The 26,950-nt window shown below is 67.5% G+C and carries 26 protein-coding genes; 14 read left to right on the forward strand and 12 right to left on the reverse strand.

Going from position 1 to position 26,950, the window contains the following annotated elements; genetic code table 11:
• Positions 1–58 precede the first annotated feature (58 nt).
• Positions 59–949 (forward strand): intracellular short-chain-length polyhydroxyalkanoate depolymerase, encoded by an 891-nt coding sequence (gene phaZ / locus NATOC_RS15370; protein WP_015322397.1) that lies wholly within the window; start codon positions 59–61, stop codon positions 947–949.
• Here phaZ and NATOC_RS15375 read toward each other — a convergent pair.
• Together NATOC_RS15375 and NATOC_RS15380 are read right to left on the reverse strand one after the other, a co-directional pair.
• On the reverse strand, positions 946–1,338 hold the full coding sequence (locus tag NATOC_RS15375) for a type II toxin-antitoxin system VapC family toxin (RefSeq protein ID WP_015322398.1): 393 nt from the start codon (positions 1,336–1,338) through the stop codon (positions 946–948). The two genes, phaZ and NATOC_RS15375, sit on opposite strands and share 4 nt — an antisense overlap.
• Positions 1,335–1,580: an antitoxin VapB family protein gene (locus NATOC_RS15380; RefSeq protein WP_015322399.1), complete on the reverse strand. Its 246-nt coding sequence runs from the start codon at positions 1,578–1,580 to the stop codon at positions 1,335–1,337. The genes NATOC_RS15375 and NATOC_RS15380 overlap by 4 nt, the downstream gene beginning before the upstream one ends.
• A 200-nt stretch (positions 1,581–1,780) precedes the next feature.
• On the opposite strand from NATOC_RS15380, the gene NATOC_RS15385 reads away from it, so the two are divergent.
• Complete coding sequence (locus NATOC_RS15385) at positions 1,781–1,993, forward strand: hypothetical protein (RefSeq protein WP_015322400.1); 213 nt, start codon at positions 1,781–1,783, stop codon at positions 1,991–1,993.
• A 48-nt stretch (positions 1,994–2,041) separates the two neighbouring features.
• Positions 2,042–3,619, forward strand: a complete 1,578-nt coding sequence (locus tag NATOC_RS15390) for a cobyric acid synthase (protein WP_015322401.1) — start codon at positions 2,042–2,044, stop codon at positions 3,617–3,619.
• Here the strand turns inward: NATOC_RS15390 and NATOC_RS15395 are convergent.
• Positions 3,616–3,990, reverse strand: a complete 375-nt coding sequence (locus tag NATOC_RS15395) for a CopG family transcriptional regulator (RefSeq protein ID WP_015322402.1) — start codon at positions 3,988–3,990, stop codon at positions 3,616–3,618. The two genes, NATOC_RS15390 and NATOC_RS15395, sit on opposite strands and share 4 nt — an antisense overlap.
• A gap of 125 nt (positions 3,991–4,115) precedes the next feature.
• On the opposite strand from NATOC_RS15395, the gene NATOC_RS15400 reads away from it, so the two are divergent.
• Positions 4,116–4,367, forward strand: coding sequence for an MTH865 family protein (locus NATOC_RS15400; protein WP_015322403.1), 252 nt, complete (start codon positions 4,116–4,118; stop codon positions 4,365–4,367).
• 236 nt (positions 4,368–4,603) lie between these two features.
• Entirely contained in the window at positions 4,604–6,583 is a 1,980-nt protein-coding gene (locus NATOC_RS15405; RefSeq protein ID WP_015322404.1) for a bacterio-opsin activator domain-containing protein, read from the forward strand.
• A 152-nt stretch (positions 6,584–6,735) separates the two neighbouring features.
• On the opposite strand, the gene hutH is transcribed toward NATOC_RS15405, so the two are convergent.
• Positions 6,736–8,352: a histidine ammonia-lyase gene (hutH, locus tag NATOC_RS15410; protein WP_015322405.1), complete on the reverse strand. Its 1,617-nt coding sequence runs from the start codon at positions 8,350–8,352 to the stop codon at positions 6,736–6,738.
• Between the two features lie 98 nt (positions 8,353–8,450).
• On the opposite strand from hutH, the gene NATOC_RS15415 reads away from it, so the two are divergent.
• On the forward strand, positions 8,451–8,804 hold the full coding sequence (locus tag NATOC_RS15415) for a DsrE family protein (RefSeq protein ID WP_015322406.1): 354 nt from the start codon (positions 8,451–8,453) through the stop codon (positions 8,802–8,804).
• Positions 8,805–8,881: 77 nt separating this feature from the next.
• Here NATOC_RS15415 and hutI read toward each other — a convergent pair whose 3' ends face one another.
• From hutI to hutU, 3 genes are read right to left on the reverse strand one after another with little or no spacing between them, the layout of a single operon-like run.
• Positions 8,882–10,144 (reverse strand): imidazolonepropionase, encoded by a 1,263-nt coding sequence (hutI, locus tag NATOC_RS15420; protein WP_015322407.1) that lies wholly within the window; start codon positions 10,142–10,144, stop codon positions 8,882–8,884.
• Positions 10,141–11,130 (reverse strand): formimidoylglutamase, encoded by a 990-nt coding sequence (hutG, locus tag NATOC_RS15425; RefSeq protein ID WP_015322408.1) that lies wholly within the window; start codon positions 11,128–11,130, stop codon positions 10,141–10,143. Before hutG ends, hutI begins: the two co-directional genes overlap by 4 nt.
• Positions 11,127–12,872 (reverse strand): urocanate hydratase, encoded by a 1,746-nt coding sequence (gene hutU, locus NATOC_RS15430; RefSeq protein ID WP_015322409.1) that lies wholly within the window; start codon positions 12,870–12,872, stop codon positions 11,127–11,129. Before hutU ends, hutG begins: the two co-directional genes overlap by 4 nt.
• Positions 12,873–12,959: 87 nt before the next feature.
• Between hutU and NATOC_RS15435 the strand changes: the two genes are divergently transcribed.
• The 3 genes from NATOC_RS15435 to NATOC_RS15445 all read left to right on the forward strand — a co-directional run bounded on the left by NATOC_RS15435 (position 12,960) and on the right by NATOC_RS15445 (position 14,973).
• A complete protein-coding gene (locus tag NATOC_RS15435) occupies positions 12,960–13,607 on the forward strand; it encodes a helix-turn-helix domain-containing protein (RefSeq protein ID WP_015322410.1) in 648 nt (215 codons plus the stop codon).
• 121 nt (positions 13,608–13,728) lie between these two features.
• The gene (locus tag NATOC_RS15440; protein ID WP_015322411.1) at positions 13,729–14,085 is read left to right on the forward strand and encodes a hypothetical protein; all 357 of its coding nucleotides are present in this window, start codon (positions 13,729–13,731) and stop codon (positions 14,083–14,085) included.
• 78 nt (positions 14,086–14,163) lie between these two features.
• The gene (locus NATOC_RS15445) at positions 14,164–14,973 is read left to right on the forward strand and encodes a hypothetical protein (RefSeq protein ID WP_015322412.1); all 810 of its coding nucleotides are present in this window, start codon (positions 14,164–14,166) and stop codon (positions 14,971–14,973) included.
• Positions 14,974–14,996: 23 nt separating this feature from the next.
• On the opposite strand, the gene NATOC_RS15450 is transcribed toward NATOC_RS15445, so the two are convergent.
• The 3 genes from NATOC_RS15450 to NATOC_RS15460 all read right to left on the reverse strand — a co-directional run bounded on the left by NATOC_RS15450 (position 14,997) and on the right by NATOC_RS15460 (position 17,944).
• On the reverse strand, positions 14,997–15,371 hold the full coding sequence (locus NATOC_RS15450; RefSeq protein WP_015322413.1) for a winged helix-turn-helix domain-containing protein: 375 nt from the start codon (positions 15,369–15,371) through the stop codon (positions 14,997–14,999).
• Positions 15,372–15,519: 148 nt separating this feature from the next.
• Entirely contained in the window at positions 15,520–16,350 is an 831-nt protein-coding gene (gene otsB, locus NATOC_RS15455; RefSeq protein ID WP_015322414.1) for a trehalose-phosphatase, read from the reverse strand.
• A gap of 1 nt (position 16,351) precedes the next feature.
• Positions 16,352–17,944: an alpha,alpha-trehalose-phosphate synthase (UDP-forming) gene (locus tag NATOC_RS15460; protein WP_015322415.1), complete on the reverse strand. Its 1,593-nt coding sequence runs from the start codon at positions 17,942–17,944 to the stop codon at positions 16,352–16,354.
• A gap of 163 nt (positions 17,945–18,107) precedes the next feature.
• Here NATOC_RS15460 and NATOC_RS15465 point away from each other — a divergent pair, with 163 nt between their 5' ends.
• Positions 18,108–19,268: a M24 family metallopeptidase gene (locus NATOC_RS15465; RefSeq protein ID WP_015322416.1), complete on the forward strand. Its 1,161-nt coding sequence runs from the start codon at positions 18,108–18,110 to the stop codon at positions 19,266–19,268.
• Positions 19,269–19,349: 81 nt separating this feature from the next.
• Positions 19,350–20,429, forward strand: coding sequence for an alcohol dehydrogenase family protein (locus NATOC_RS15470; RefSeq protein ID WP_217255548.1), 1,080 nt, complete (start codon positions 19,350–19,352; stop codon positions 20,427–20,429).
• A gap of 133 nt (positions 20,430–20,562) precedes the next feature.
• Here NATOC_RS15470 and NATOC_RS15475 read toward each other — a convergent pair whose 3' ends face one another.
• Positions 20,563–21,402 (reverse strand): alpha/beta fold hydrolase, encoded by an 840-nt coding sequence (locus tag NATOC_RS15475; RefSeq protein ID WP_015322418.1) that lies wholly within the window; start codon positions 21,400–21,402, stop codon positions 20,563–20,565.
• A 106-nt stretch (positions 21,403–21,508) separates the two neighbouring features.
• On the opposite strand from NATOC_RS15475, the gene NATOC_RS15480 reads away from it, so the two are divergent.
• Positions 21,509–21,736 carry a DUF5795 family protein gene (locus NATOC_RS15480; RefSeq protein WP_015322419.1) on the forward strand — a complete coding sequence of 76 codons (228 nt, stop codon included), beginning with the start codon at positions 21,509–21,511 and terminating at the stop codon, positions 21,734–21,736.
• A gap of 194 nt (positions 21,737–21,930) precedes the next feature.
• On the opposite strand, the gene NATOC_RS15485 is transcribed toward NATOC_RS15480, so the two are convergent.
• Positions 21,931–23,580, reverse strand: a complete 1,650-nt coding sequence (locus NATOC_RS15485; RefSeq protein WP_015322420.1) for a hypothetical protein — start codon at positions 23,578–23,580, stop codon at positions 21,931–21,933.
• Between the two features lie 324 nt (positions 23,581–23,904).
• Between NATOC_RS15485 and NATOC_RS15490 the strand changes: the two genes are divergently transcribed.
• Positions 23,905–25,074 (forward strand): sugar phosphate nucleotidyltransferase, encoded by a 1,170-nt coding sequence (locus NATOC_RS15490; RefSeq protein WP_015322421.1) that lies wholly within the window; start codon positions 23,905–23,907, stop codon positions 25,072–25,074.
• Positions 25,074–26,873: a glutamine--fructose-6-phosphate transaminase (isomerizing) gene (glmS, locus tag NATOC_RS15495; protein ID WP_015322422.1), complete on the forward strand. Its 1,800-nt coding sequence runs from the start codon at positions 25,074–25,076 to the stop codon at positions 26,871–26,873. Before NATOC_RS15490 ends, glmS begins: the two co-directional genes overlap by 1 nt.
• Positions 26,874–26,950 lie beyond the last annotated feature (77 nt).

Raw genomic sequence — 26,950 nt, forward strand, 5'->3', positions numbered from 1 at the left:
CGATCCCATCGTGAGGACCGCCCGTGGACTTATGTTGCCGATCGTACAGTAACGTGGTATGACAGTTACGCTCGACACCGTCGACCTGCCGAACGGCGAAACGATCGGCTACCGCGAACGCGAGGGGGGCGACGTCCCGGTCGTCCTGTTGCACGGGAACATGACCTCCTCGAAACACTGGGACGTCGTCCTGGAGGCGATGGACGACCGGTACAAGCTGTACGCGATGGACATGCGCGGGTTCGGCGAGTCGAGCTACGAGGAGCCGATCGACTCGATCGCGAAGTTCGCCGAGGACGTGGCGCTGTTCGTCGACGAACTCGACCTCGAGCGGTTTCACCTCTGGGGGTGGTCGACCGGCGGCGGGGTCGCGATGGAGTACGCCGCCGCCCACCCCGACCGGGTGCGGAAGCTCGTTTTGCTCGCGCCCAGCAGTACGCGGGGCTACCCGATCTATCGGAAGGACGAGGACGGTACCCCGACCGACGAGGTGCTGACGACTCGCGAGGAGATCGCGCGGGATCCCGTCCAGGTCGCGCCCGTCCTCGAGGCCTACGAGCAGGAGGACGCGGCGACGATGAAGGGGATCTGGAACCAGCTCATCTACGTCAACGACGAACCCGACCCCGAGCGCTACGACGAGTACGTCGCGGACATGTTCACCCAGCGGAACCTCGTCGACGTCGACTACGCGCTCACCCGGTTCAACATGAGCGACGAGCACAACGGCATCACGGAGGGCTCCGGACGCGCGTCCGATATCGTGGCCGACACGCTCGTCCTGCGGGGCGAGGACGATCTGGTCATCACCGAGGCGATGATCGAGGAGACGCTCGCGGATCTGGGCGAAACCGCGACGTTCGTCGAGCTGGAGGGCTGTGGTCACTCGCCGCTGATCGACGACCGCGAGCAGCTACTGCGGGAGGTCGAGTCATTCCTCGAGGGCTAAAACGTCTCGACGTCAAGCCCGTCGATCCGCTCGAAGTGTGTAACATTTTTCGTAAGAACTGATTCCTCATGGACGAGTGCCGTTGCCGCGACGATCGTATCACCCATTCCGATCGCATCGCCGTCAGACGTCAGCCGCCCGTCGATACGACCGGCTTTCTTCATCACCGCGCTGTCAGCCGGATACACGGGCTTTGTGTCGAGTACCGCCTCGATCGTTCGACGACGGGCAGCCGAATCGTGTACTCGTTCGATACTGTGATAGAGTTCGAACTGGGAAATCGACGAGATGTGAAGGGGAACGTGCTGGTTCTCGAGTGCGGAAATCTTCTGCGTAGCGTTCTCGTTGCCCTGCATCAGGTGGATGAGGACATCCGTGTCGACGATCACGAGTCGAGTTGATCGGTGAGCCGATCGAGTCGCTCCCGTGACTGGGTTTCCCGCTCGTCGATCGCGTCTCGCATCTCTTCGGCTTCCTCATCCGAGAGGATTCCTGCCAAGTCGAGCAGCGATCGTTCGCCGGCGATTCGCTCGACGGTATCCGAGAACGATTCTCCCTCTTGTTTGCGACTCTTGAGCCGCTGGTACGCTTCCTCGGTGAGTCGGACGTTCCGATACTCGGTTTCTCCCATGCACACACGTGTGTGCAGATCGGTCTTAATTGTTCTGTCGCATATCAAGGAGTAACTACCTGTCTTACCGATATCGATCAAGCGGTGAACGATCGGCCTCGAGCGCAGGAGCCGTCGCCTCGAGAACCTGTCGGAAGCGCTGAAAACACCTTTCGCCTGCAAGGGCAGGGAAAACCCGAAACCCGTGCGACGTGAGACGTATGAAGGTCGTCTACAAACCGGGCAACGCCTACGAGGAGATCAACTGCTTCGACTTCCGGGAGTACGAACACGGCGTCGTCCTCCACAACGAGGAGGGGTACAACATCGGCTACGTCCCCCACGAGATCCTGAGCCACATCGAACCACATCCGGAGGAGGAGGTTACCTTCGACGGCAGCGGGCGCCGCGGGGAGGAAACCGACGAGGAGTAATCGCTCGAACCGACAGGACGATACCCCGTCCCGTTCGAGTTCGGGGCGATGACGCGGACGCTTCTCGTCGCCGGCACCGCGAGCCACGTCGGCAAGTCGACCGTGGTCGCGGGGCTCTGTCGCCACCTCGCCGACCGGGGCGTCTCGGTCGCGCCGTACAAGGCACAGAACATGAGCAACAACGCCCGGGTCGTGGTCCGTCCGGAAGCAAGCGACGGGGACGGCAAGGCGGACGGAGACCGCTGGGGCGAGATCGGCGTCTCCCAGTTCGTCCAGGCCCGCGCGGCCCGAGCGGCGCCGACGACCGACTGCAACCCCGTCCTGTTGAAACCCCGCGGCGACGGCGAGAGCCAGCTCGTCGTCCAGGGTCGGGCCCGCGAGCACGTTCCCGCTGGCAGCTACTACGACGCACACTGGCACGAGGCCCGCGAGGCTGCCGTCGACTCCTACCGCCGGCTCGCGGCCGACCACGAGGTCGTCGTCGCCGAGGGCGCCGGCAGCATCGCCGAGATCAACCTCCACGACCGGGACCTCGCGAACCTCGAGACGGCCCGCTTCGCCGACGCCGACGTCCTCCTGCTTGTCGACATCGAGCGCGGCGGCGCGTTCGCGAGCCTCTACGGGACGATCGAGCTGTTGCCCGACGACGTCCGCGAACGGGTCGTCGGCGCCGTGATCACCAAGTTCCGGGGCGACCCCGCATTACTCGAGCCCGGCATCGCGGAGATCGAATCCCGGACCGGAGTGTCGATCCTTGGCGTGCTCCCCTACGACGATCCGGGACTGCCCGAGGAGGACAGCGTCGGGCTGCCGGACCCGGGCGAGCGGGACGTCCTCGGCGCCGACGACGGCGTCCCCGCGGAACGACGGCTGACGATCGCCGTCCCCCGGCTCCCGCGGCTCTCGAACGCGACCGACCTCGAGGCACTGGCGGCCGAGCCGGGTGTCGCCGTCGAGTTCGTTCCCCTCGAGGAGGACGGAAACGACGCGAGCCGTACCCCCCTGGCCGACGCGGACGCGGTCGTCCTTCCGGGGACGAAAAACGCCGTCGACGACCTGCGCGCGCTCCGGGCGTCGGCGGTCGGCCCGGCCATCCAGCGGTTCACGGGCCCGATCGTCGGGCTCTGTGGCGGCTACCAGCTGCTGGGCGAGCGGCTCACCAACGCCGCGCTCGAGGGCGTCGGCAACGAGGACGTCCTCGAGGGACTCGGCCTGTTGCCGGTCGAGACCCGCTTCGAGCCCGAAAAACACCTCGAGCGGACCGCGGTGACCGTCGACGGCGCGGCCTCGCCGCTGCTCGCGGACGCCGACGGCGCCACGGCGCGGGGGTACGAGATCCACGCGGGCCGCACCCGGGCGATCGAAATGGTCGACCGACCACTCGGCGAAACTGGCGCGGCTCGCGGCGAGGTGCTTGGCACCTACCTCCACGGGCTGTTCGACGCCCCACCGGTCCGGGAGGCGTTTCTCGCGGCCGTGGCGGAATCGGCGGGGGTCGATCGACCCGACGATTCGAGCGGGAGCGATGACGCGGGCCTCGAGGGGCGACGGCCGGCTGATCGGGCCGCGTCGCTGGTCGCGGACAACGTCGCACTCGAGGCGCTGGGAGAGCCGTTCGACGCCTAGTCGCGGTAGGTGCCGAGCAGTTCCTCAAGGATGAGACACTCCCGGTCGGTCGGCTCGTAGTGGTCGTCGATGAACCCCTCGGCGGCCTCGTAATCCCCCCGGAGCCCGTGTTTGCGGACGGTGATGATCGCCTCGAGGAGGAAGGAGTCGGCGTCGGCGTCGGCGCCGTCGCTCTCCTCGGGGATGTCGAGTTCGGCCTTGATTTCCTCGAAGTTGAAGGTCTCGACGTCGTGATCCGGATCGACGAGCGTGAGGACGTACTCGGCGGAAAAACGGTAGAACTCGGATTTGCTCTCGAACATACCGTCGTCGACGAGGGCGTCGATCTGGTCGACGACCGCGTCGGGATATCTGACGGTATCTTTCGCCATACCGAAACCGTTCATAGCGCTGACTCATTACTGTTTCGGGCGTCAGGAGCGCAAAACGAACTGAGCATCGTCCGCTTGGAGTTCACAACAGGTTTATTATTTATCATACGCAATTAGCGGACGCGATGGCAGATGAATCCGAACTCCGCGACCAGATGATCGACGCGTTCGAAGGCGCAGACTACCCCATCTCGAGTCCGATGGACCTCGTTCCGGCCCTACCGAACGGCCCCGGAACGACGTTCGAGTCGGGAGAGTTCTCGATGACCGCGATGGAGCTCAACACCAAGACCTCGGGCGGGGACTTCCCCTACGAGAACCCCGAGACGTTCGTCGACGACATCATCGAGGACCTCAAAGAGCAGGGCGAGCTCTGAGAGGGATCAGCGTCGGCAGTTGGGGATACACGCGGTTCTTTCGTGTGGCCCAGCACGAACAGTCGCTCGGACGAGAGAAACCGGTTCCGTCGGTCCCGTTCTCGCTGGCTGATAGTTCGTCCCTTTTCTCATAGCTATGAGTACTGCGAATGGCAAGCACTTACGTCGGTGGCCGATGATGGTCTCGAAGTACTCGAATCGGCGCCAGCGGGTGCCGGAAACTGAACCGAGACGCTATGCAAGACGTAACCAACGACGCCACGGTCGCCCTGATCACGGAGTCCGCCGAGAGCGAACTGTCGTCCGCGATCGAAACGACGTCTTCCGTTCGTGTTCGCACGATTCCGCCCGATCAGGCCCTCGAATCGCTCCGAGCGGACGCTGCCGCCGACGAGAGACCGTCCGTCGTCGTCCTCGAATCCGACCGGCCGGCGACGATCCGGTCGGTCCTCGATCGAGTGCAGTCGGTGTTACAGACCGTCCCGGTCGTCGTCGCACCGCCGGAGGGAAGCGAACGCGCCGCGACGGCCGCGTTGCGGGCAGGAGCGAGCGAGTATCTCGCGGCCGACGATCCCGGGTCGAAGGCGGACCGGATCGTCGACACGATCGCCAGTCCGTCGATCGACAAGTCGGCGGCGTACCACCGGATCCTGGCGAACGAACTCCCCGACGAGGCGTTCGTCATCGGCGAGGACGGGACCTACTTCGAGTCGAAGGTCCGGCCCGACTCGGCGGCGCTGTACTCGACGCCCCAGGACGAACTCGTCGGGCAAACGTTCGCGTCGGTGTTTCCCGAGGACGTCGCCGCACGGCTGCAGTCGGCACTCGAGCGCGCGATCGAGACCGACTCGATTCAGTCGATCGAGTACGGCGCCGACACGACCGAGGGACGACGCCGATTCGAGGCCCGCATCGTCCCGGTCGAGGGACGAATCCAGGGGCAACGCGCCGTCGTCTGGCTGGCCAGGGACATCACCGAGCGGGCCGAGCGCGAACGGCGGCTCCAGTCACGCCGGGACCAGCTCGAGACCGTCAACCGGATCAACCAGGTCGTCCGACAGGTGATCGAGACCCTCGTCGAGGCACCGACCCAGGAGGCGATCGAGCGGAAAGTCTGTGAACAGCTCGTCGAGTCGGAGCTGTACTGCGGTGCCTGGATCGCCGAACGCACCGGCGAAGGGGAGCTCTCCTACCGGACCGGTGACGGCGCCGCACAGCGCTACCTCGAGGCAGTCGAGAGCTGCGATCCCGAGGACCAGCGACCCGCCCAGCGGGCGGTCACGACCGGCGAGATCCAGCGGATCGACGACGTTTCCGGCGACGAGTCGATCCCCGAGGCGATCCGCGAGGCCGCTCGCGCCGACGGGATCGACGCCGCCGTCGTCGTCCCGATCAGCCACGGCGGAACCATCTACGGCGTCCTCGCGGTGGTCGCCGACCGGAACGACACCTTCAGCGAGAGCGAGGTGAGTGGCTTCCAGCTGCTCGGGGAGACGACCGGGTTCACCATCAGCGCCGTCAAGAACCGACAGCTGCTGTTTTCCGACACCGTCCTCGAACTCGAGTTTCGGGTCGACGACGGCGATACCTTCACGTTCTACCTCTCGACGGAGTACGACTGTACGGTCTCGCTGGAGTGGGCCGGCTCGACCGCCGACGGCCGGATCTTCCAGTACGTGACCGTCGACGGAGTCGACGGCGAGACCGTCCTTGAGGAGGCCGAGAACCACGACACCATCGAGGAATGTCGGCTCATCTACGACGGGACCGACAGCTGCACGCTCGAGATCCGAATGGCGGAGTCGGGCGTCCGGACTCTCGCCCACCACGGCGCGACGATCCGGGACGTGGTCGTCGAGGACGGCTCCGCGTCCGTCCTGGTCGAGGTGCCACGGGACGCCGACGTCCGCGAGGTCGCCGAGGCGCTGAAGTTCGTCTACGAGAACACCGAGCTCGAGGCCCGCCGCGAGGTCGACCACCCCGTCAGGACGGCCGCCGAACGCCGCGACGACGTCCTCGATCAGCTCACGGACCGCCAGCTGTCGACCCTGCGGCTGGCCTACTACAGCGGCTTTTTCGACTGGCCACGCGAGAGCACGGGTGAGGAGATCGCCGAAGCGATGGACGTCTCGCCGCCGACGATGCACCAGCACCTCCGGAAGGGGCTCAAGACGGTGCTGGGCGAGTTCTTCGAGGAGAGCGGCGGAACGCTGTGAAAAATCCGGCGTCGGCGGTGGAAACGGTAGGTGGTGGCGTTTCGAACGGTTCCCGTCGCGCCGGTGCCTTCGACCGACGAAGGCGGATTCGGGTAGGTACTCGAGCGCTATAAGGGTGAAGAATTCGATGACGGCGTCGGGACGGTCGGTTGTCAGTTCCCGCTCGATCCGGTGGCACGAGCGATCGATTCATCGACCAGTCCTCGCGAGAGCAGCGCCGCGGCGCGGTCGACGTCGTCGTGGACAGGTCGATCCGCCTTGAGGGAGGGAACGACCTCCCGAACCAGCTCGTAGACGGCGCCCGTTCCCACACCCAGCGACAGCGAGTCGTCGGTCTCGAACGCGTCGTCGACGTACTCTGCGGCCTGAGCCCCACAGACGAGTTCGGCGCCGACGACCTGCGTGGCGTTCTCGACGGCCCGACGGACGTGCAGCGCTGACTGGGCGCTCATGCTGACGTGGTCCTCCTGGCCACCGCTGACGGGCGTGTTGTCCGCCGAGGCGGCTCCGAGCGACCGCAGCTCGTTGACCAGCGCCGCCGCGGTGTACTGGGCGATCATGTAGCCCGACTCGACGCCGCTATCGGCCGCGAGAAACGGCGGCAGGTGTGGCTCCTGCAGGTTGGGGTTCAGCAGGCGGTCGATCCGACGCTCGCTGATCGCCGCGAGGTCGGTCAGCGCGAGGCGAGCGTACTCCAGGCGCAGCGCCAGCGGCGCGCCGTGGAAGTTCCCGCCCGAGAGGACGGCCGCACGGTCGGTGCCCGAGGCCCGGGCGTCGACGCGGTCGCCCGCGAACACCAGCGGGTTGTCCGTCGCGCTGTTGAGTTCGACCTCGACGGCCTCCCGGAGATGCTCGAGGGCGTCCCGAACCGCGCCGTGGACCTGCGGGAGACACCGCAGCGAGTAGGCGTCCTGAACCCGATCGCAGTTGCGGTGGGCCTCGACGATCTCGCTGCCCGCGGTGAGCTCGCGAACCGTCCGGGCGCTCTCGAGCTGACCCGTGTGGGGACGGGCCTCGTGGATCGCCCGATCGGCCGTCGCCGTCGTCCCGAGCGACGTTTCGATCGTCAGCGCGCCCGCGGCGTCCGCGCCGCGAACGAGCCGTTCGCCGTCGACGACCGCAAGGGCAGCCAGGCCGGCGGTCAGCTGGGTGCCGTTGATGAGCGCGAGCCCTTCCTTGGGCTGTAAGGAGAGCGGTTCGAGACCGATCTCGGCGAGTGCCGCCTCGCCGTCGAGTCGCTTCGTGTCGGGCGCCCCGTCCTCGGCGTCGTGGCGATCGACGTCGGCCTCGCCCTCGCCGATCACCACCAGCGACGCGTGAGCGAGCGGCGCGAGGTCGCCGCTGGCACCGAGACTCCCCCGCGACCTGACGACCGGGTGGACCCCCTCGTTGCACATCGCGACGAGGTGGTCGACGACCGTCTCGCGGATCCCCGAGTAGCCCGTCACGAGGGCGTTGATCCGGGCGACCAGCATCGCGCGAACCTCCTCGCGCTCGAGCTCGCGTCCCGCCCCGGCGGCGTGGCTTCGCAGCAGGTTGGTCTGGAGCTGCTCGATCTCCGCGGGCGGGATGCGCTCGTCGACCAGCTCCCCGAACCCGGTGTTCAGCCCGTAGACGGCCTCGCCGCTCTCGATCACGTCCTCGACGCGGGCCCGGGAGGCTCTGAGACGCTCGCGGGCCGGCTCGGCGACCTCGATCCGTTCTTCGTCTCGTGCGACTGCTGCGACGTCCTCGGGAGTCAGCGACTCGCCGTCGAGGACGACCGTCACCGTCGATCACCTCGGCGTTCCCTCGCGACGATCGCTCGTGGGAAGCCCGCACACGAGCGCCCAACGGGGATCCGTGCGGGTACCGAAGCTGCGGCTACATGCCAAACGCAGCAATCGTCGTCCTCGCGGGAACCGAATCGCCCTCCGACCTCGGCCGCGTCGTCAACGCGCTCCAGACCGCCCAGGAGTTCGACGAGGCAGGTGACGACGTCGAAATCGTCTTCGACGGGGCGGGTACCCAGTGGATCCCCGAACTCGAGGACGACGGTCACGACTACCACGAGCTCTACGCAGGGCTGACCGACCTCATGTCGGCGTGTCACTACTGCGCGAACGCCTACGAGGTCGCCGACGAGGTCGAAGCGAGTCCGGCCGAGCTGCTCGACGAGCACGAGGGGCATCCGAGCATCCGCTCGCTGGTCGAGGACGGCTACGAGATTATCACCTACTGAAGTCGTCCGTTTCGGAGCCGTATTCGGTTTTAGCTCGAGCGTGCCCGAGCGAGACGTCGCATCGGCGATCGTAGCCGTCATTCTGCCACCACCTCCCCAGCCTTGAGCACTGCATCGACTGCCGACGTGTCGAACCGATAGGCGATGTGGGCGTACGACGGCGCCTCGAGGACGACGGCGTCTGCGGGTGCGCCCTCGCGGAGCGTCCCGGTTCCGTCCTCGAGACCAAGCGCCAGCGCCGCGTTCCGGGTCGTGGCCAGCAGCGCCTCCGCGGGCGTCAGCCCCATCTCGACGGCGGCCAGCGTCTGGACGAACTCCATGCTCCGGGAGTGGCAGTTGGGGTTGAAGTCGGTCGCCAGCGCGACGGGGGCCCCAGCCTCGAGGAACGCTCGCGCGTCGGCGTAGGCCTCGCCGAGACCGAAGGCGGTCCCCGGTAACAGGACGGGGACCACTCCCGCCTCGCACAGCGCGCCGATGTCGTCGTCGGTCGCGTACAGCAGGTGGTCGGCGCTCACCGCCCCGAGGTCGGCCGCGAGCTGGGCTCCGCCGAGGCGGGTGAACTCCTCGGCGTGAACTTTCGGTGACAGGTCGTGTTCGCGGCCGGCCTCGAGGACGCGGCGGGACTGGTCGACGTCGAAGACGCCGTCCTCGCAGAAGACGTCGCAGAACTCGGCGACCCCCTGCTCGGCGACCGCGGGGAGCTGCTCGGCGACGACCTCGTCGACGTACGCCTCGGCGTCTTTCCCGTCGGGAACCGCGTGGGCACCCATGAACGTCGGGACGAGAGCCGCGGGCTGGGCGTCGGCCGCGCGGTCGATCGCCGCGAGCAGTTCGAGTTCGGTCTCGGTGTCGAGTCCGTACCCCGACTTCACCTCGATCGTCGTGGTGCCGTGTTCGAGCATCGTCTCGAGGTGGCTCGTGAGGGTCGCGACCAGCTGATCCTCGCTCGCCTCGCGGACCGCCCGAACGGTCCGGAGAATGCCACCGCCTTCCGCGAGGATCTCCTGGTACTCCTTGCCCTGCAGCTTGGCCTCGAACTCGTCGGAGCGATCGCCCGCGAAGACGGCGTGGGTATGGGGGTCGACGAACCCCGGCACGACCGCCCGTCCGTCGGCGTCGATCGCCGTGTCCGCGTTCTCCGGTGGGTACTCGCGGGTCACCTCGTCGCTCGCGCCGACGGCGACGACCTCGCCGTCGACCGCTGCGAGGGCGGCGTCCTCGCGGATCTCGAGTTGCGTGTCGGCGTCCTCGCTCGGCCCGACGACGAGTTCACCGATGTCGTGGACGACGCAGGTGCCCTCGTCCGCCGTGTCGCCGCGGGCGCGCTCGATCCCGCTCATCGTCGTCCCTCCGTGTAGCCCGCCAGGAAGTGCGCGATCGCCCGCGCGGCGGCGTCCGCCGTCAGTCCCTCGGGGTCCAGCGGCGGGGCACACTCGACGACCTCGAAGCCGGCGATCCGCTCGTCGCTCGCGAGGACGCGAAGCAGACGGAACAGTTCCCGGGTCGTGAGCCCACCGGGAGTCGGCGCGCTGACCCCCGGTGCGGCGCTTGCGTCCAGGACGTCGCAGTCGACGCTGACGTAGACGGCGTCGGCGTCGCCGACCGCCTCGAGCGCACGGTCGGCGGCCTCGACGACGCCGTCGGCGACCTCCTCGCTCGTGACGACCTCGCCCCCCTGCTCGCGACAGTAGTCGTGGTACTCGGTAGACGTCTCGAAGTGGCGGGCGCCGACGCAGGCGTAGCCCGCGAGCCCGTCCGCGAGCAGCTGGCGGTACGGCGTCCCGCTCGTGGGACCGTCCGCGAGCGCGCGGACGTCGAGGTGGGCGTCGAGGTTGATCGCACCGACGGAGCCGTCCGCGAGCAGCGGCGCGACGTTGGGGTAGGTCAGGGAGTTGTCGCCGCCGACGAAGATCGGGAGGGCGTCGCTTGTGTGGACGCGTCGAGTCGTCTCGCGGAGCTCGGCCTGTACCGCGGCGACGTCGGGTGCTGCGTCGGCGCCCTCGGACTCGAGGACGTCGACCAGCGCGGCGACGTCGCCGAGATCCGCGACCCCCGCGACGGGGCCGCCGTCGAAGTGGTGGGTCTTGGTTCGGGCGAGCGCTCGCCTGATCGCGGGCGGCCCCTCACGGGCGCCCTGTCGGCCGAGGACGGCGTCGTCGTACGGCTCGCCGACGAGGACGGCCTCGTGCGCGGCGGCGTCCTCGAGGGCGACCCGCTCGACGATATCGCCGAACAGCTCGTCGTTCGGGTCGCCGTCGGCGAAGGCGTCCCAGCCGCCGGTAGCAGCCCAGTCGGGGTTGGTCGCAAATCGGGCGACGTCGCTCACGCGCGATCCCCTCCCTCCATCGGAACGTGAACCCCCGACTCGCGGGCCTCCTCGAGGGCCGCTTCGTAGCCGGCGTCGGCGTGGCGGACGACGCCCGTTCCGGGATCCGTCGTAAAGACGGCCCTCGCCTTCTCCGCGGCGAGCTCCGAGCCGTCCAGCACGACGTGGTTGTTCGCGTGCAGCGAGTTGCCGATGCCGACACCGCCGCCGTCGTGGACGCTGACGATGTCGGCGCCGGCGGCGCAGTTCAACAGGGCGTTGAGGATCGGCCAGTCGGCGACGGCGTCAGTGCCGTCTCGCATCGCCTCGGTCTCGCGGTTCGGGCTCGCGACCGAGCCGGCGTCGAGATGGTCTCGCGTGACGACGATCGGGGCCGTGATCTCCCCCTCGGCGACGAGGTCGTTGATCCGCAGGGCGAAGCGCGCCCGTTCGGTGAGTGCGTCCTCGCCCTCACCGTCCGTGCTGTACCCGAGCCAGCAGACCCGACTGGGCAGGCCCTGGAACTGCACCTGTTCCCGTGCGAGCTCGATCCAGCGACGGAGGTGATCCTTCTCAGGGAACAGCTCGAGGACGGCCTCGTCGGTTCGGTGGATGTCCGCGGGATCACCCGAGAGCGCGGCCCACCGGAACGGCCCCTTGCCCCGACAGAACTGCGGGCGGATGTAGGCGGGGACGAAGCCGGGGAACGCGAACGCGTCCTCGTGCCCGCGGTGGTCCTGGACCTGCCCGCGGATGTTGTTGCCGTACTCGAACGCGATCGCGCCCCGATCTTGCATCGCGAGGATGGCGTCGACGTGGCGCTCCATCGTGTCCAGACTCGCCTCGAGGTAGGCGTCGGGGTCGTCCTCGCGCAGTTCGTCGGCCTCGGCGACCGTGTAGCCGTCGGGGTAGTACCCCTCGAGTGCGTCGTGCGCGCTGGTCTGGTCCGTCACCACGTCCGGAACGTACCCCTGCTCGAGCATGGTTTCGAGCAGCGACGCCGCGTTGACGTGAACGCCGACGCTGTAGGCTTCGCCCGCCTCACGCGCCGCTTCCGCGCGCTCGATCGCTTCCCCGACGTCGTCGACCTTCTCCATGCAGTAGCCGGTTTCGAGACGACGGTCGATCCGCTTCTCGTCGACTTCGGCGGCGATACAGACGCCCCCGTTCATCGTCACCGCGAGCGGCTGTGCGCCGCCCATTCCGCCGAGGCCGGCGGTCACGACCGTCCGTCCGCACAGATCGCCGTCGTACTGCTGGCGGGCGAGTTCGGCCAGGGTCTCGAACGTTCCCTGGATGATCCCCTGGGTGCCGATGTAGGCCCACGAGCCCGCGGTCATCTGGCCGTACATGATCTTCCCCTCGGCCTCGAGTTCGTGGAAGTGGTCCCAGTCGTCCCAGTTCCCGACGAGGTTCGAGTTCGCGATCAGCACCCGCGGTGCGCGCTCGTGGGTCTCGAACCGACCCACCGGCTTGCCCGACTGCACCAGCAACGTCTCGTCGTCCGCGAGCGAGCGCAGTTCCGCGAGGATCGCGTCGTAGGCGTCCCACGACCGCGCTGCTCGCCCGGTCCCGCCGTAGACGACCAGATCCTCGGGTCGCTCGGCGACCTCGGGGTCGAGGTTGTTGTTGAGCATCCGGAGGGCAGCCTCCTGGCGCCACCCCTCACACTCGAGGTCGGTGCCGGTCGGCGCGCCCCGGTACTCCTGCCACTGCTCGCTTGGATCCCCGTCGCCGAGGGTCGATCGGTTCTCGCTGTCCATGCCCGGACCCACGGTGCGAAGCCCCAACACGTTCGCTGTTCCGTACGGAACTGTATTTATAAATAAACGGGGCGCATCCTCCTCAGCGTGTACGAGGCGACCCTCGCGATCACCGACTCGAGCGCCTACACCGAGCCGACGGCGGACACCGACTGTCGGATCGAGCTCTGGTGTAACGACCACGCCGACCTCCTCTCCGTGAGGGGGTCGTCGATCGGCTCGGTGCTCTCCCGGCTCGAAGCCGACGTCGGGATCGACGACTGCGTCCGCGAGGACGGGGAGGCGGTCGTCATCACGACGTCCTGTCTGAAACGCCACGAGACGTCGTCCGTCGATCGCTACCTCGAGGCCCACAGCTGCCTGTTGCTCCCCCCGTTGCGCTACGAGGACGGCCGGAAGCGCTGTCGCGTCCTCGCGCTCCGGGCCGACCACCTCGCCGACCTCTACGCCGCGCTCCGCGAGGACGGGTTCGCGGTCGAGGTGCTGTCGAAACGCGAGGTCGACGTTCCCGCGCGGTCGACCCCGCTGCTGTCAGCCGCGGAGCTGCTCCCGGAGCTGACGGCCCGCCAGCGGGAGGTCCTCTCGCTGGCGATCGGGACGGGCTACTACGAGATCCCCCGCGAGACGACGACGGCCGAGCTCGCCGACGAGATCGGAATCGGTCGACGGGCCGTCGACGACCACCTCAGGCGAGCCGAGCGAAAGCTCGTCACCACGCTCTCGACGCACCTGTAGCGTCGGCTCGCCCGACCGTCCGTCGGCGACGGCAGTCCGGTCGCAAAGAGAGTCACCCCGACAAAACTGTTGTAATTGATAACCCGACGGGCAATGGGGGTCGGCCGACTCGGTTCGAGCAATGTGCGATCGGAACGGGCCACGAGGGTGCGCGGGCGAGGACGGGGAGCCGACGACGCCGCAGCTCCGAGCCGACGACGTCCTCGCGGGGTCGAACGGGAGCTACTACACCGGCTGGGAGGTCCGCCGCCGCCTCCGTGCGGGCGAGTGGCAGCGTCGGCTTCGGCAGGCCGACCCCGATCGGTTGCTGGTCGAGACCGACGCCGGAGCGGCGCTGTTGCTCGCTGCGATCGATCCCGAGGCGCTGCCAGCGCGGACGGAGGTGCGGATCGAGGGGGAGGCAGTTCGCGTCGTTCGACGTCGGTACCGGTGGAGCCGTCACCAGAACCGACAGTACGGACGTCCTGATCCTCAGTAGGCCGAATGGAACCGTTTTAGGACGGGCCGTCGTAGTTCGTAGGGATCGCCAACCGCGAGCCGTGACCGGAACACAGACATGAGCGACGACACGGACGAGCGACCTGCGGGGTTCACGCGGCGCCAGCTGCTGGTCGGGTTCGCCGGCTCGGCCGCCTCGGTCGCCACCGTCGGAACGGTCGGCTACGTACGGCGGGAGCCGACCGACCGGCTCGAGATGCGGGTCTGGCTCTCGGAACGGGCCACAGAGTACGACGGCGTCACCGGACGGCTCCGGGAGTACCTCGAGGCGCTGCTTACCTACGAGTACTGGGACCTCGAGCTCTCGATCGGCGGGACGGTCTCGGTTTCGCGCGAGGACGGCGCTCGGGTCACGAGCGAGGGCGAGTGGCCCGCGACGCTCGCGTCGGGTGCGGTCGGGATCGGGGACGTCGACCCAGTCTCCGACGTCAACCTGCTCGTGACCGACGGTCAGATGACGACCGCGCCGACAGGGTTTGCCCTCCCCCAGGTCGCCTCGGTCGGCGGCGCCCGCTATCTCGCGACGCTGCCGCCGTTCGCCGAACTGGAGTCGGTCCACGACGGCGGCGCAGTTCACCGGATCGTTCCGAACGAGCGCCCGATCCGAACGATCCAGATCCTGTTACACGAGGTCGGACACGCGCTCGGCCTCGAGCACGACCACGGTATCGCGTTCCACAGCGGGGACCGTGTCGTCGCGACGCCGATGCTCAGCAGCTACGCCTGGGATCCCGACTACGACGGTGATCGGACGCGGTGTGGAACCGCGTACCCGCCGATCGGAGATCGGGAGCGAGCGCTGAGTCTTACCTTTTCGACGTGTTCACGTCGCGAACTGGAAGCCTACAGCGGCGGCTTCAGGCTGTGACTGACGGCGAACCCGTCCGGATCCTACTCCTCGCCGGCGTCGGTCTCGCCGCGGGCGAAGCTTCGCTGTTCGCCGGTGTCGTCGGCCGCCGGAGACGGCCCCTCGTCGGCCGTCTCGAGGTCCGCTTCGTTTCTGAGCAGCGTCTCGAAGTCGTCGACGTCGTCGTATCTGTCGCGGTAAACCAGCGCCGCTTTCCCGAGCGACGTGATCTCGTAGAGCCCGGACCGTTCGGCCGGACCGATCTTCTCGACGAGTCCGTAGTCCTCGAGCACCGGAAGTCTGGTGTTGATGTTCTTTCGGCTCTTGCCAGTGTGGGCTGCCAGGTTGGTCGCGACGTTTCGGCCCTTGTCCTCGAGCTCCTCGAGGATCAGGAAGTCAGTTGGCTGTCGTAGTTTCACTCTCTGTCACGCTCGTACCGCCCACTATATTTCCAGTGGTGACTAATACTTTCGACTCCGGCCGGTGTTTACTACAGCCGCTCGAACCGACTCGAGAGCGGCTTTCGGACCGAAACAGCCGCTCTGGGGTCGGTTTGGGGGTCGTCGACTACGGCTGCCCGGTCGGGCCGTCCCGAACCCGTTCGAGCCCGTCGGTCGCGAACCACTCGATCAGGTCGGCGACCGCCTCGGGCGAGCGGACGCGCCCGGAGGCTGCGGTGGGCGCGTCGTCGCCGACGCGGACGCCGATTCCGTCGGGTTCGACGGCACCGAACGCCGACTCGTCGGTGACGTCGTCGCCGATATAGACCGGTAGCGTACCGTCCGCGCCGTCGGCGATGAGCATCTCGACGGCGTTGCCCTTCCCCCAGTCGATCGCGGGACCGATCTCGAGGATTGCCTTCCCGTCCGAGAGCTCGAGCCCGTCGCCGCCGAACCGCGAGACGGCCTCGCGGGTGAGCCGACGGACCTGCGGTCTCGCCGGCTCCGGAACCGACCGGAAATGAACCGTCGCGGTCAGACGCTTGTTCTCGATGTGGGCGTTCGGCACCGGATCGAGCGCGACCTCCAGGACCTCGCAGACGGCGTCGATGCGCGCGCCACGTTTGCGTGCGACCGGGTGGACAGCTACCGAGTCGCCCCGCTCGAGCTCGAGGCCGTGGTTGCCGGCGTAGATCCGCGGGCCGTCGACCCGCTCGCGAACGTCCGCGAGCGCGCGGCCGCTGACGACGGCGGTCGTCACCTCGGGCTCGGTCGTGATCGCGTCGAGGACGTCCTCGACGCGATCCGTCGGCTCCGCCTCGTCCGGATCCTCGACGATCGGCGCCAGCGTCCCGTCGAAGTCCAGACAGAGCAACAGCTCCGAGGCATCGGCCAGCTCTGACCGGACGCGGGGTCGAAGCTCGTCGACCGGTTTCGGTTTCGTTCGCTGGCGTTGCATGTTAGACGGGCGGTGTCTGGGCACCCTGCTCGTCGGTCGACTCGCGCGACCCGTGCAGGCGGGCGATCGCCGCGAACTGGCTGTCCATCCACGCCTCGAGGTCGGCCTCGAAGACGTCCTCGCGCAGGGTTCGCATCCGGCGTCGGCGCTCGTCTGCGGGCATCTCGAGGGCGGTCTCGAGCGCGGCCGCGACGCCGTCGGTGTCGGTCGGATCGATCGTCACCGCGTCGTCGCCGAGCCGTTCGTGGGCCCCCGTCTGCTCGCTGAGCAGCAAGACGCCGTCCTCGTCGACGCTCGAGGCGACGAACTCCTGAGCGACGAGATTCATCCCGTCCAGCAGCGGGCTGATGAGCATCGCGTCGGCCCGCCGGTAGAGCGCACAGAGGTTCTCCTGGGAGACGTACTCCTCGGTGTAGACGATCGGCTGCCAGTCGTCGGTTCCAAAGCGGCTGTTGATCCGGGTCACCTCGCTGCGGACCAGCTCGCCGAGCCGCTGGTAGGCCGGAATGCCGGTTCGCGAGGGCGTCGCCTTCTGGAGAAACGTGAACTCGCCGCGCCGATCGGGGTTGCGCTCGAAGAACCGCTCGAGGGCCGCGAGCCGTTCGGGGATCCCCTTCGAGTAGTCGAGCCGATCGACCCCCAGCCCGAGTGTCACGTCGGGGGAGACGCCCAGTTCTGCGAGCACCGCGTCGACGTCCGTGTCCTGACGGGCCGCCCTGTCGTAGGTGTCCGCGTCGACACCCATCGCGTCGGTCGTCAGGTGGGTCGTCCCGTCCTCGTAGTCGACGATCCACCGGTCACGATCGACGACCGCGCCGTCGAGGTACTGCTCGACACACTCCATGAACAGTCGTGCGTACCGATCGACGTGGAATCCGAGCAGGTCGTTGCCGAGCAGCCCCGCAAGGACGTCCTCGCCGGCGGGACACTCGGCGAACGTCTCCGGCGTCGGCCACGGGATATGCCAGAAGTGTGCGATCGTCGCCGTCTCGGGGATCTGCCGGCGGATCAGCCGCGGTGCGAGCCCGAAGTGGTAGTCCTGGATCCAGACGACCGACTCGGCGGTCGCGTGTGTGGCGACGGCGTCGGCGAACCGCTCGTTGACGGTGTGGTACCACTCGAAATCGTTCGACCACGTGTCGCCGTTCTCGATCAGGTCGGGAAACTCGTGGCACAGCGGCCAGAGGACCTGGTTGCTGAAGCCGTAGTAGTAGGAGTCGACGGCCTCCTCGGAGAGGTCGATCCGCTGGAGGGTGTAGGCGTCCTCACCCGGCGGGACGGCGACGCAGTCGTTCTCGTCCGTGACCGCGAAGTCGGCCTCGCCGTCACCCCAGGCGATCCAGGTGCCGCTCGCCTCCCGGACGACCGGGTCCAGACCGGCGGTCAGCCCGCCGGCGGGCTCGTCGACGGCGATCGACCGCTCGTCGCCGTCGCCGTCCTCGTACTCGTGGCGGTACGGCTGGCGGTTCGAGACGACGATCAGCGACTCCGGACAGTCCGGATCGTCGGCATCCGTTTCGTCGGGGCGGCTCCCCCCGTCCGCTCGTCGCCCGTCGGCACTCCCGTCGGGCAGCCGATGCTCCGTATTTCGCATTCGCTGAAGGAAAACAGGCCCCTAGCGGGTCGGTTCGCGGCCTGCGTCCGCATGGGACTTTAATACCCCCAGGTGTCGGCTGTCCGGCCGAGCGGTCGCGACCTCCCCCCGTCGATTCGCGAGACCCGAACGCTCTTTTCGCGACGCGGGAAACCCTCGCCGTATGCACTCGCCGTTCGACGCCCGGATCGACGCCTGCCGCCGCCGGCTCGAGACGGTCGGCGCGGAGCTGCTCGTCTGCTTCCCGAGTCCGAACCTGACGTACCTGACGGGGTTCGTCGAGTCCCCCTCGGAGCGACACTTCCTCCTGTTCGTTCCACGAGACGGCGCGCCGACGCTCGTGGCACCGACGATGTACGACTCCCAGCTCGAAGCCCTCGAGCTCCCCGACGTCCGCCTCTGGGACGACGAGACGGATCCGCTCGAGCTCGTTGCGGACGTCCTCGGAACGGCGCTGCCCGCCGGCGGCGACGGCTCGACCGTCCTGCTCGACGACCGCATGTGGACGACGTTCAACCACGACCTGCGCGGGCTGGCGCCCGACGCCGAGTTCGGGCTGGCCGGCGACGTCCTCGAGGACCTGCGGCTCCGCAAGGACGAGCCCGAACTCGCGGCGCTTCGGCGAGCGGGGGCGATCGCGGATCGGGTCTCGCTCGCGATCCGTGCCCGGGGCGAGGACGTCCTCGGTACGACCGAAGCGGAGCTCGCGAGCGAGATCGACTCGCTGCTGGCGAGCGAGGGCGGCGCGGAGCCGGCCTTCGAGACAATCGTCGCCGCGGGACCGAACGGCGTCCGTCCTCACCACCACCCCGGAGATCGCGAGATCGAGCGGGGCGACCCGATCGTGCTGGATTTCGGCGCGTTCGTCGAGGCTGATCTCGAGGCAGGAACCGCGCGGTACCCCGGCGACCAGACCCGGACGATCGTCGTCGGCGAGCCGCCCGCGGAGTACGAGCGGGTCCACGAGGTCGTCTGCGAGGCCCAGCGGGCCGCCGTCGACGCCGTCGAACCCGGGGTCGAGGCCGGCGAGATCGACCGCGTCGCTCGCTCGGTGATCGAAGAGGCGGGCTACGGCGACGCGTTCGTCCACCGCACCGGTCACGGGGTCGGTCTCGAGGTCCACGAACCGCCGTACATCACCGCGGGCAACGACCGCGAGCTCAAGCCCGGGATGGTCTTTTCCGTCGAGCCGGGTATCTATCTCGAGGACCGGTTCGGCGTCCGGATCGAGGACCTCGTGGTCGTCACCGACGAGGGCTGCGAGCGCCTGAACGACTCCCCGCGGGGCTGGGAGAGCGGCGAGGACGTCGACCGATCGCAGTAAGCGGCCATCTCCCCGGCGCAACCGTCAGGGTATCCCGCGGCATCGCACCGCTGCGTTGAGGTCTGTGCTGGGTTGTCCGCGGTGTTCAAGTCGGCTCAGCTAAACCGTGCTAACATGGTTCCGGAGACTATGAGAGCGGTACTACTCACCGGACACGGCGGGCTGGAGAAGTTAGAATATCGAGAGGACGTCCCGGTTCCGCAGCCCGGAGCCGACGACGTACTCGTGAAGGTCGACGCGTGTGGGCTGAACAACACCGACATCTGGACTCGGGAGGCGGCGTACGGCGAGGACGACGCCGGCTGGAAAGACCAACTCGACTTTCCGATCATCCAGGGAGCGGACATCGCAGGGACGATCGTCGACGTCGGTTCGAACGTTTCGGAAGACCGGATCGGTGATCGAGTCCTCGTAGATAACGCGCTCTACGCCGATGCCCAGAACGAGTTCCAATCGCTCGTAAACGCCGACCTCATCGGAAGCGAACGGGACGGCGGGTACGCGGAGTACGCGGCCGTTCCGGCCGAAAACGCACACCGCGTAGACAGCTCCCTCTCCGCTGCTGAACTCGCGACGTTCCCGACAGCGTACGTGACGGCTGAACGGATGCTGAATCGGGCCAACGTCAGCGCTGGCGACGACGTATTCGTCACTGGTGCCTCCGGCGGTGTCGGGACGGGGCTCGTTCAACTCGCGCGGCGACGTGATGCACGCGTGCTCGGACTGACAAGTAGCGGGAAATCGGATTCGATTCGCGAGGTAGGAGCCGAGGAGGTCGTCGCACGCGATGACGACGATATCCCGGCGGCAGTAAGAAACTGGACCGAAGACGAGCAAGTCGACGTCGTGGCCGACGTCGTCGGTGGTGAGCTATTCCAAGAGTTCCTCGAGGTGCTTCGGCCGGGTGGCAGCCTGGTGACCGCAGGTGCTGTCGCCGGCCCTGTCACCGAAATCGACCTTCGGACAGTGTACTTAAAACAAATCGACATCGTCGGGTCGACGATGGGGACACGAAGCGAGTTCCAAGACCTGGTTCGCTACATCGAGAACGGCGACATCGAACCACTACTTGCCGAAACGTACCCACTCTCCGAGATCCACAAGGCACAACGTCAGTTCACTCGGAACGATTACGTCGGGAATATTGTCGTAGAGCCGTAAGTGTATATTTCCCCCTCCCCCCTCGAGAGAGGGTCCTCGTCTATCGACATTGCCGATCGAGAAGCGTTCCGACGTAACAATTCGGCCCGTTCGAGTTCTCGGTCCGGGCCGAATACGGAACCCCGCTTCCCAACTACTGTTCGGCCCCGAGGAACGACCGCAGCTCCTCGCGGTAGGCCTCGGGGCGGTCCTCGGGGACCCAGTGGGTCGCGTCCTCGAGGCCGACGAGCGCGGCGTCGTCGATATCTCCCTCGAGCCGTTCCGCGTACTCGATCGGCTGGAACTCGTCCTCGGCGCCCCACAGCAGGAGCGTGCGGGCGGTCACCGCGGACGGGTCGATCTCGGTCGTGTGGCTCGTGTTCGTCCCGATCGCGTTCCGGGACAGCGAGACCAACCCCTCCTCGGAGGCCCACTGCTCGATCATCCCCTCGACGAAGGCGTCGTCGGCGTCGCCGTACAGCGTCCCGCGAAACACCGACTCGAGCGTGTCGGTCAGCTCGTCGACGTCCATCCCCTCGATCGTCGCGGGCAACCCGAGGTCGACGATCGTCTCGATCGGCCAGGAGTCGTAGCAGACGGCGTTCGAGAGCACGAGTTCGTCGACGGCCTCGGGTTCGTGGACGGCGTACCGCAGGCCGACCCCGCCCCCGAGGTCGTGGCCGACGAAGGAAACCGAGTCGAGGCTGAGCTGGTCGAACAGGTCGGCGACCGCCTGCTCCTGGGCCCGGATCGAGCGATCGAACCGGTCGTCCATCGTCGACTCCCCATAGCCGACCATATCGGGGACGATCACGCGGTAGTCGTCGGTGAACGCCGGCGCAACCCGCCGCCAGAGGTACGAGGACGTCGGGATCCCGTGGAGAAAGACGAGGGGCTGTCCGTCGCCCTCGTCGGCGTACGCCATCTCGAGGTCGTGGTCGTCGACGGTCACCGTCGTCGAGTCGAGGCGGTCGGTCCACTCGTCGCGTTCCATGGGCCCCGCTCCACCCGACACCCCGATAGGAGTTGGCCCTGCGCTCGAAGCGAGAACGCGAGCCGACCGAGAAACGCTTAGGAGCGTCGGGGCCACACACTCGAGCGTGAGCGAAAATCGCGTCGTTCAGGGACGAATGGTTACGGCCGAGAAACTCGCAGAACTGATCGAGGACGACTCCGTCATGGAGGCCGAATCGATCGCGGACGCCGACACGGACTGTCCCGACTGTGGCGGGGACGTCCTCGAGGTCGGCTACATGCCCTCCGTTACCGAGTACGTCGTCGGCCGGAAGTGTCAGGACTGCGACTGGAGCGAGACCGATCGGGACTGAAGCGGAACGCGGGACCGGCCGTTCAGCGAGACGGCGGCTCCGGACCCGACTTCTCCGCCGACTGCAGTCGTGGGTTTTCGCGTCGCTACGACTGGAGTCGAGCCGAATGAAAGGAGAAATCCAATGACGGTCGTGACGAGGGCCGTGCGACGGTCGATCAGCGGGGTCGAACGGAGCGACCGACGGTTCGGGCGTTAGTTCTTCTTCTTTTCTTTCTTCTTACCGTCCTTTCCCTTCCGATCCTTCTTGTCCTTCTTGTCTTTCTTGCCCTTCTTGTCCTTCTTGTCTTTCTTGTCCTTCTTGTCTTTCTTGCCCTTCTTGTCTTTCTTGCCCTTCTTGCCGTCCTCGTCGCCGTCGCCCTCGTTGACCGCGGTGGCTTCGGCCAGCTGGACGTTCTCGTTGGCCTGGTAGTTCATCTGTTCGGCCGTCGCCTCGCCGCAGTCGGTGGCGAAGGCGATCGCGGTGAACTGCTCGTTGACGTTCAGCTGGCTGACGAACTGGAGCTGGTCGATCTCGGCAGCAGCCGTCTGCTCGTCGGTATCGCCGTTCTCGTAGGCCAGTGCCCAGGAGTCGTCGCCGTTCGCGTCGGTTCCGTGGAGCACCGCGGACCCGCTACAGTGGCCGTCCGAGACGTTCAGCGCCTCGGCGGAGGCGACCTGCGCGTTGAAGTTGCCCTGGTAGCTCACCTGGCGGGCCGTCGCGTCGCTCTTTTTCGTCGCGAGAGCGATCGCCGCGTGCTGCAGGCTGATGTTCTCCTGCCCGACGCGCTGGACCTGCGTGATGTCGGCCGACGCGTCCTGGCCGTTGGCCTGCTTGCTCCCGTCGTCGGTGCGCTTCACCGCGTCCTTCGGGAGTTCGCCGATCATCCCGGCGCGGTCGATGACGTCACGGGTGTACATCCTGTCGAAGTTGATCGCCGTCGCCTCGGCGACCTGCTCGTTCAGGTTGAGCTGCGAGCTCAGCTGGTAGGCCTCCGCCTTGCTGCACTTGCCGACGGCGATCGCGATCGCGACGCCCTGTTCGCTGACGTTGAGCTGGTTGACCTCCTGGGCCTGCTCGACCGACGCCTCGGCGTCCTGGTCGTCGGCTTCTCCGATGTTCGCCGCGACGGCCTCGGCATGCTGGTAGTTCTCGTTTGCCTGCCAGCTCTGCTGGTAGGACTGGGCGCAGCTTCCGTCCTCCGCGACCGCGAGCGAGGCGCTCTGACTGCTGTAGTTGAACTGGTCGACGGTCTGTTCCTGCTCGATCGTCGCGGTGGCGGACTGGTCGCTCTCGTAGCTATCCTCCCTGGCGACCCAGCCGGAGAACTTCCGGCAGCCGGTCTCCTCGGCGAACACAATGTACGCCCGTTCGGGCTCGTAGAACGTCTCGTCCCGGGTCTCCTCCGTGACGTTGAGCGAGTCGGCAGTTCCCTCCTGGGCGTTGACGTTGTCCTGTTCGGCCTCCTGGATCGCCGTTGCCTTGCCACCGTCGATGGCGATACTGATAGCGTTGCCCTGCTGGAGAACGTTGAGCTGGGAAACATCCTGGTACTGCACGACGTTCGCGAACGACTCCTGTGCCTCGCCGTTGATCCGGTCTCGGTGGTCGTCGACCCACTTGCCGAGCCCCTTCTCGTCGGTGTCGGCACCGAAGACGAGGTACAGCTCGTCGCCGTTCAGGTCGTGGGTTTCGGGCTCCTCGTCTTTCTCGTCCTTCTTTTCGTCGCTCTTGTCCTTCTCCGAGCCCGCCTGCGTGGACGTCGACGCAACCGACAGCAACCCGGCGCCGGCGCCGCTGGCCGCGAGTCCTCGGAGGTATCCACGTCGCTTCATCGTTCCGCGGTTCGTGTCTTTCTCTGCCATAGCGCACTCTGACCAACGAGAAATTCCTACTCTGTAATTGACCGACTTATCGAAAGAATCGAACGTCTACCCGGCGTTTGCAGCGTCGCAACCGACCTCGCGAGTCGACAGGCTGCGGATACTTATATGCGGTCTGAAGGAACAACGCGGCTTCCGTCTCGTGTCGCCGCGGTAGCGACCACCCGTGATCGCCCACGGGTCGATCCGACCGATCGACGCCGCACGATACCCCGAGGACGTCCTCGGTCGCACGGGCGGCGAACCGGTTCGTCACTTGATCTTCCAGTCGAAAGGAATAATAGCGGTTGCTAGCTGTCAAAGGATATGGGATACTCCGCAGTGGTGCTCGCGGCAGGGGAGGGGAAACGCCTTCGGCCGCTGACCACCCACCGGCCGAAGCCGATGCTTCCGGCGGCGACGAAGCCGATCCTCGAACACGTGTTCGACGCGCTGATCGACGCCGGCGTCACCGACATCACGGTGGTCGTCGGCTACCGCCGTACCCGGGTGCAGTCCGAGTTCGGTCCGAGCTACCGCGACGTCCCCCTGACGTACGTCACGCAGGGGAAACAGCTCGGTAGCGGTCACGCACTGTTGGCCGCCGAGCAGGCCGTCGAGGGGTCGACCCTCGTGGTCAACGGCGACCAGCTGATCGACAGCCGGATCATCCGCGACGTCGTCGAGGCCCACGACGGCGAGTCGACGGCAGCGACGCTCGGACTCGTCCGGCGGGCCGACGTGACACGGTACGGCGGTGTCCTCCTCGAGGACGGAGAGGTCACCGAGATTGTCGAGAACCCCCGGGACGACCGGAGCTATCGGCTGAACGCCGGCGTCTACGCCTTCGAGCCGGCGATATTCGAGGCGATCCGCGAGAGCGAGCCCCGGGCGGGCGAGCAGTCGCTGGTCGACGGAATCGACACTTTGCTCGAGGACGGCACCCGGGTGCAGGGGGTCGTCTCGGAGGGGACCTGGATCGACGCCACCTACCCGTGGGACCTGCTGCGGATCGCCGACGACCTGCTCGAGGCCGGCGAGGGACGACGGATCGCCGACAGCGCGTCGGTCCACGAGAGCGCGACCGTCATCGAACCGGTCGTGATCGACGACGACTGTGTCGTCGGACCCGGCGCGGTCGTCGGCCCGAACGTCTGTCTGGGCGAGAACGCGACGGTCGGCTCGAACGTGACCCTGGAGCGCTCGGTCGTCGATACCGACACACGGGTCGACAACGGCGCCACGGTGCGGGACTGCGTGACCGGGCGCGGCGTCGAGATCGGCCCCAACTCGACGGTCGTCGGCGGTCCGGGCGACGTCGAGATCGGGGATCGGATCCACCGCGAGACCAGCCTCGGCGCGGTGCTCGCGGATCACGTCCGCGACGAGGGCGGCGTGACCTACGAGCCCGGATCGGTCGTCGGGAACGGCGCTGTCTGTCACGTCGGGGCGACAGTCGGGGGTACTCTCTCCGCAGAGACGGAGGTGTGGGGCTGATGTGCGGGATCATCGGCTACGTCGGCACCGACCGCTCGGACGCGGCCGACGTCCTGTTGCACGGGCTCTCCCAGCTCGAGTATCGCGGCTACGACTCGGCGGGGATCGCGCTCGCCGACGGCAGGCTCGACGTCCATAAACGGGAGGGCGAGCTCTCGGCGCTCGAGGACGCGCTTGCGGGCGCTGACATCGGGGGCCAGACGACGGGGATCGGCCACACCCGCTGGAGCACCCACGGGCCGCCGTCGGACCGCAACGCCCATCCCCACACCGACGCGGACGGTCGCGTCGCGGTCGTCCACAACGGGATCATCGAGAACTACCAGACGCTGCGCGACGAGCTCGCGGCCGAGGGCGTCGACTTCCGCAGCGACACCGACACCGAGGTCGTCCCCCACCTGATCGCCGGTTTCCTCGAGGAGGGGCTCGACGACGAGGCCGCCTTCCGGGCCGCGATCGAGCGCCTCGAGGGCAGTTACGCCGTCGCGGCCGTCTTCGAGGGCTCGGAGACGGTGTACGCCGCGCGCAACGAGTCGCCGCTGGTGCTTGGCGTCGCCGACGACGGCACCTACCTCGCCAGCGACGTGCCGGCCTTTATCGAGTACACCGACCGCGTGATCTACCTCGAGGACGGCGAGTTTGCCCGGCTGGAGGGCGACGAGATCGCCGTCACCGACGCGGAGGGACGGACCGTCGAGACCTCGATCGAGACCATCGAGTGGGACCCGGAGGACGCGGGCAAGAGCGGCTACGACCACTACATGCGCAAGGAAATCAACGAACAGCCCGCGGCGCTGCGGGACTGCCTGCGCGGTCGGCTCGACGAGCTCAGCGGTCGCGTAACCCTGGAGGGGTTCGAGGACCTCGAGCTGCGCCGACCCGTGACGCTGGTGGCCTGTGGCACGTCATACCATGCGGCGCTGTTCGGCGTCCAGCTGCTCCGGGAGTGGGGCGTGCCGGCCCAGGCGTTTCTGGCCAGCGAGTTCGAGGCCGACGCGGTGCCGATCGACACCGACTCGGTCGTCGTGGGCGTCACCCAGAGCGGCGAGACCGCAGACACCCTGCGCGCGCTCCGGGAGGCCAGCGCCGCCGGAGCGACGACGGTCGCGGTGACCAACGTCGTCGGCAGCTCGGCGGCCCGCGAGACCGACCGCGTGCTGTACATCCGGGCCGGACCGGAAATCAGCGTCGCGGCGACCAAAACGTTCGCCTCCCAGCAGGCCGCGCTGACGATGCTTGCGGCCTCGCTGAGCGACCACCGCTCGCGGGAGCTGGTCCGCGAGCTGCGGTCGGTTCCCGATCGGATCCAGTCGGTCCTCGACGAGGACGCCGCCCGCGAGGTCGCCGCGACCTACGCCGACGCCAGCGCCTACTTCTTCATCGGGCGCGGGTACAACTACCCCGTCGCCCTCGAGGGGGCGCTGAAGATGAAGGAAATCACGTACAAACACGCCGAGGGCTTTGCCGCGGGCGAGCTGAAACACGGCCCGCTGGCGCTCGTGACCGAGCAGACGCCGGTGTTCGCGATCGTCACCGGCGACGGGCGCCGCGCCGAGAAGACCATCGGGAACGTCAAAGAGGTCGAGGCCCGGGGAACCCCGGTCGTCGCCGTCACCGACGGCCAGTCCGAGGTCGGCCGCTACGCCGACCACGTCCTCGAGGTGCCCCCAGCCGGCGAGATTACGTCCTCGATGGTCGCGAACGTCCAGCTCCAGCGGGTCGCCTACTGGACGGCCCATGAGCTTGGTCGATCGATCGACAAACCCCGGAACCTGGCGAAAAGCGTCACGGTCGAGTAAACGCGGGCTCGGGTCCAGGATAGAGAGTCGCGTTTCGGCGACAGTGGCAGGTCTGGCAGCCGCCGTCTACCGACTCT

It is taken from the genome of Natronococcus occultus SP4 (assembly GCF_000328685.1).
Classification (GTDB): domain Archaea; phylum Halobacteriota; class Halobacteria; order Halobacteriales; family Natrialbaceae; genus Natronococcus; species Natronococcus occultus.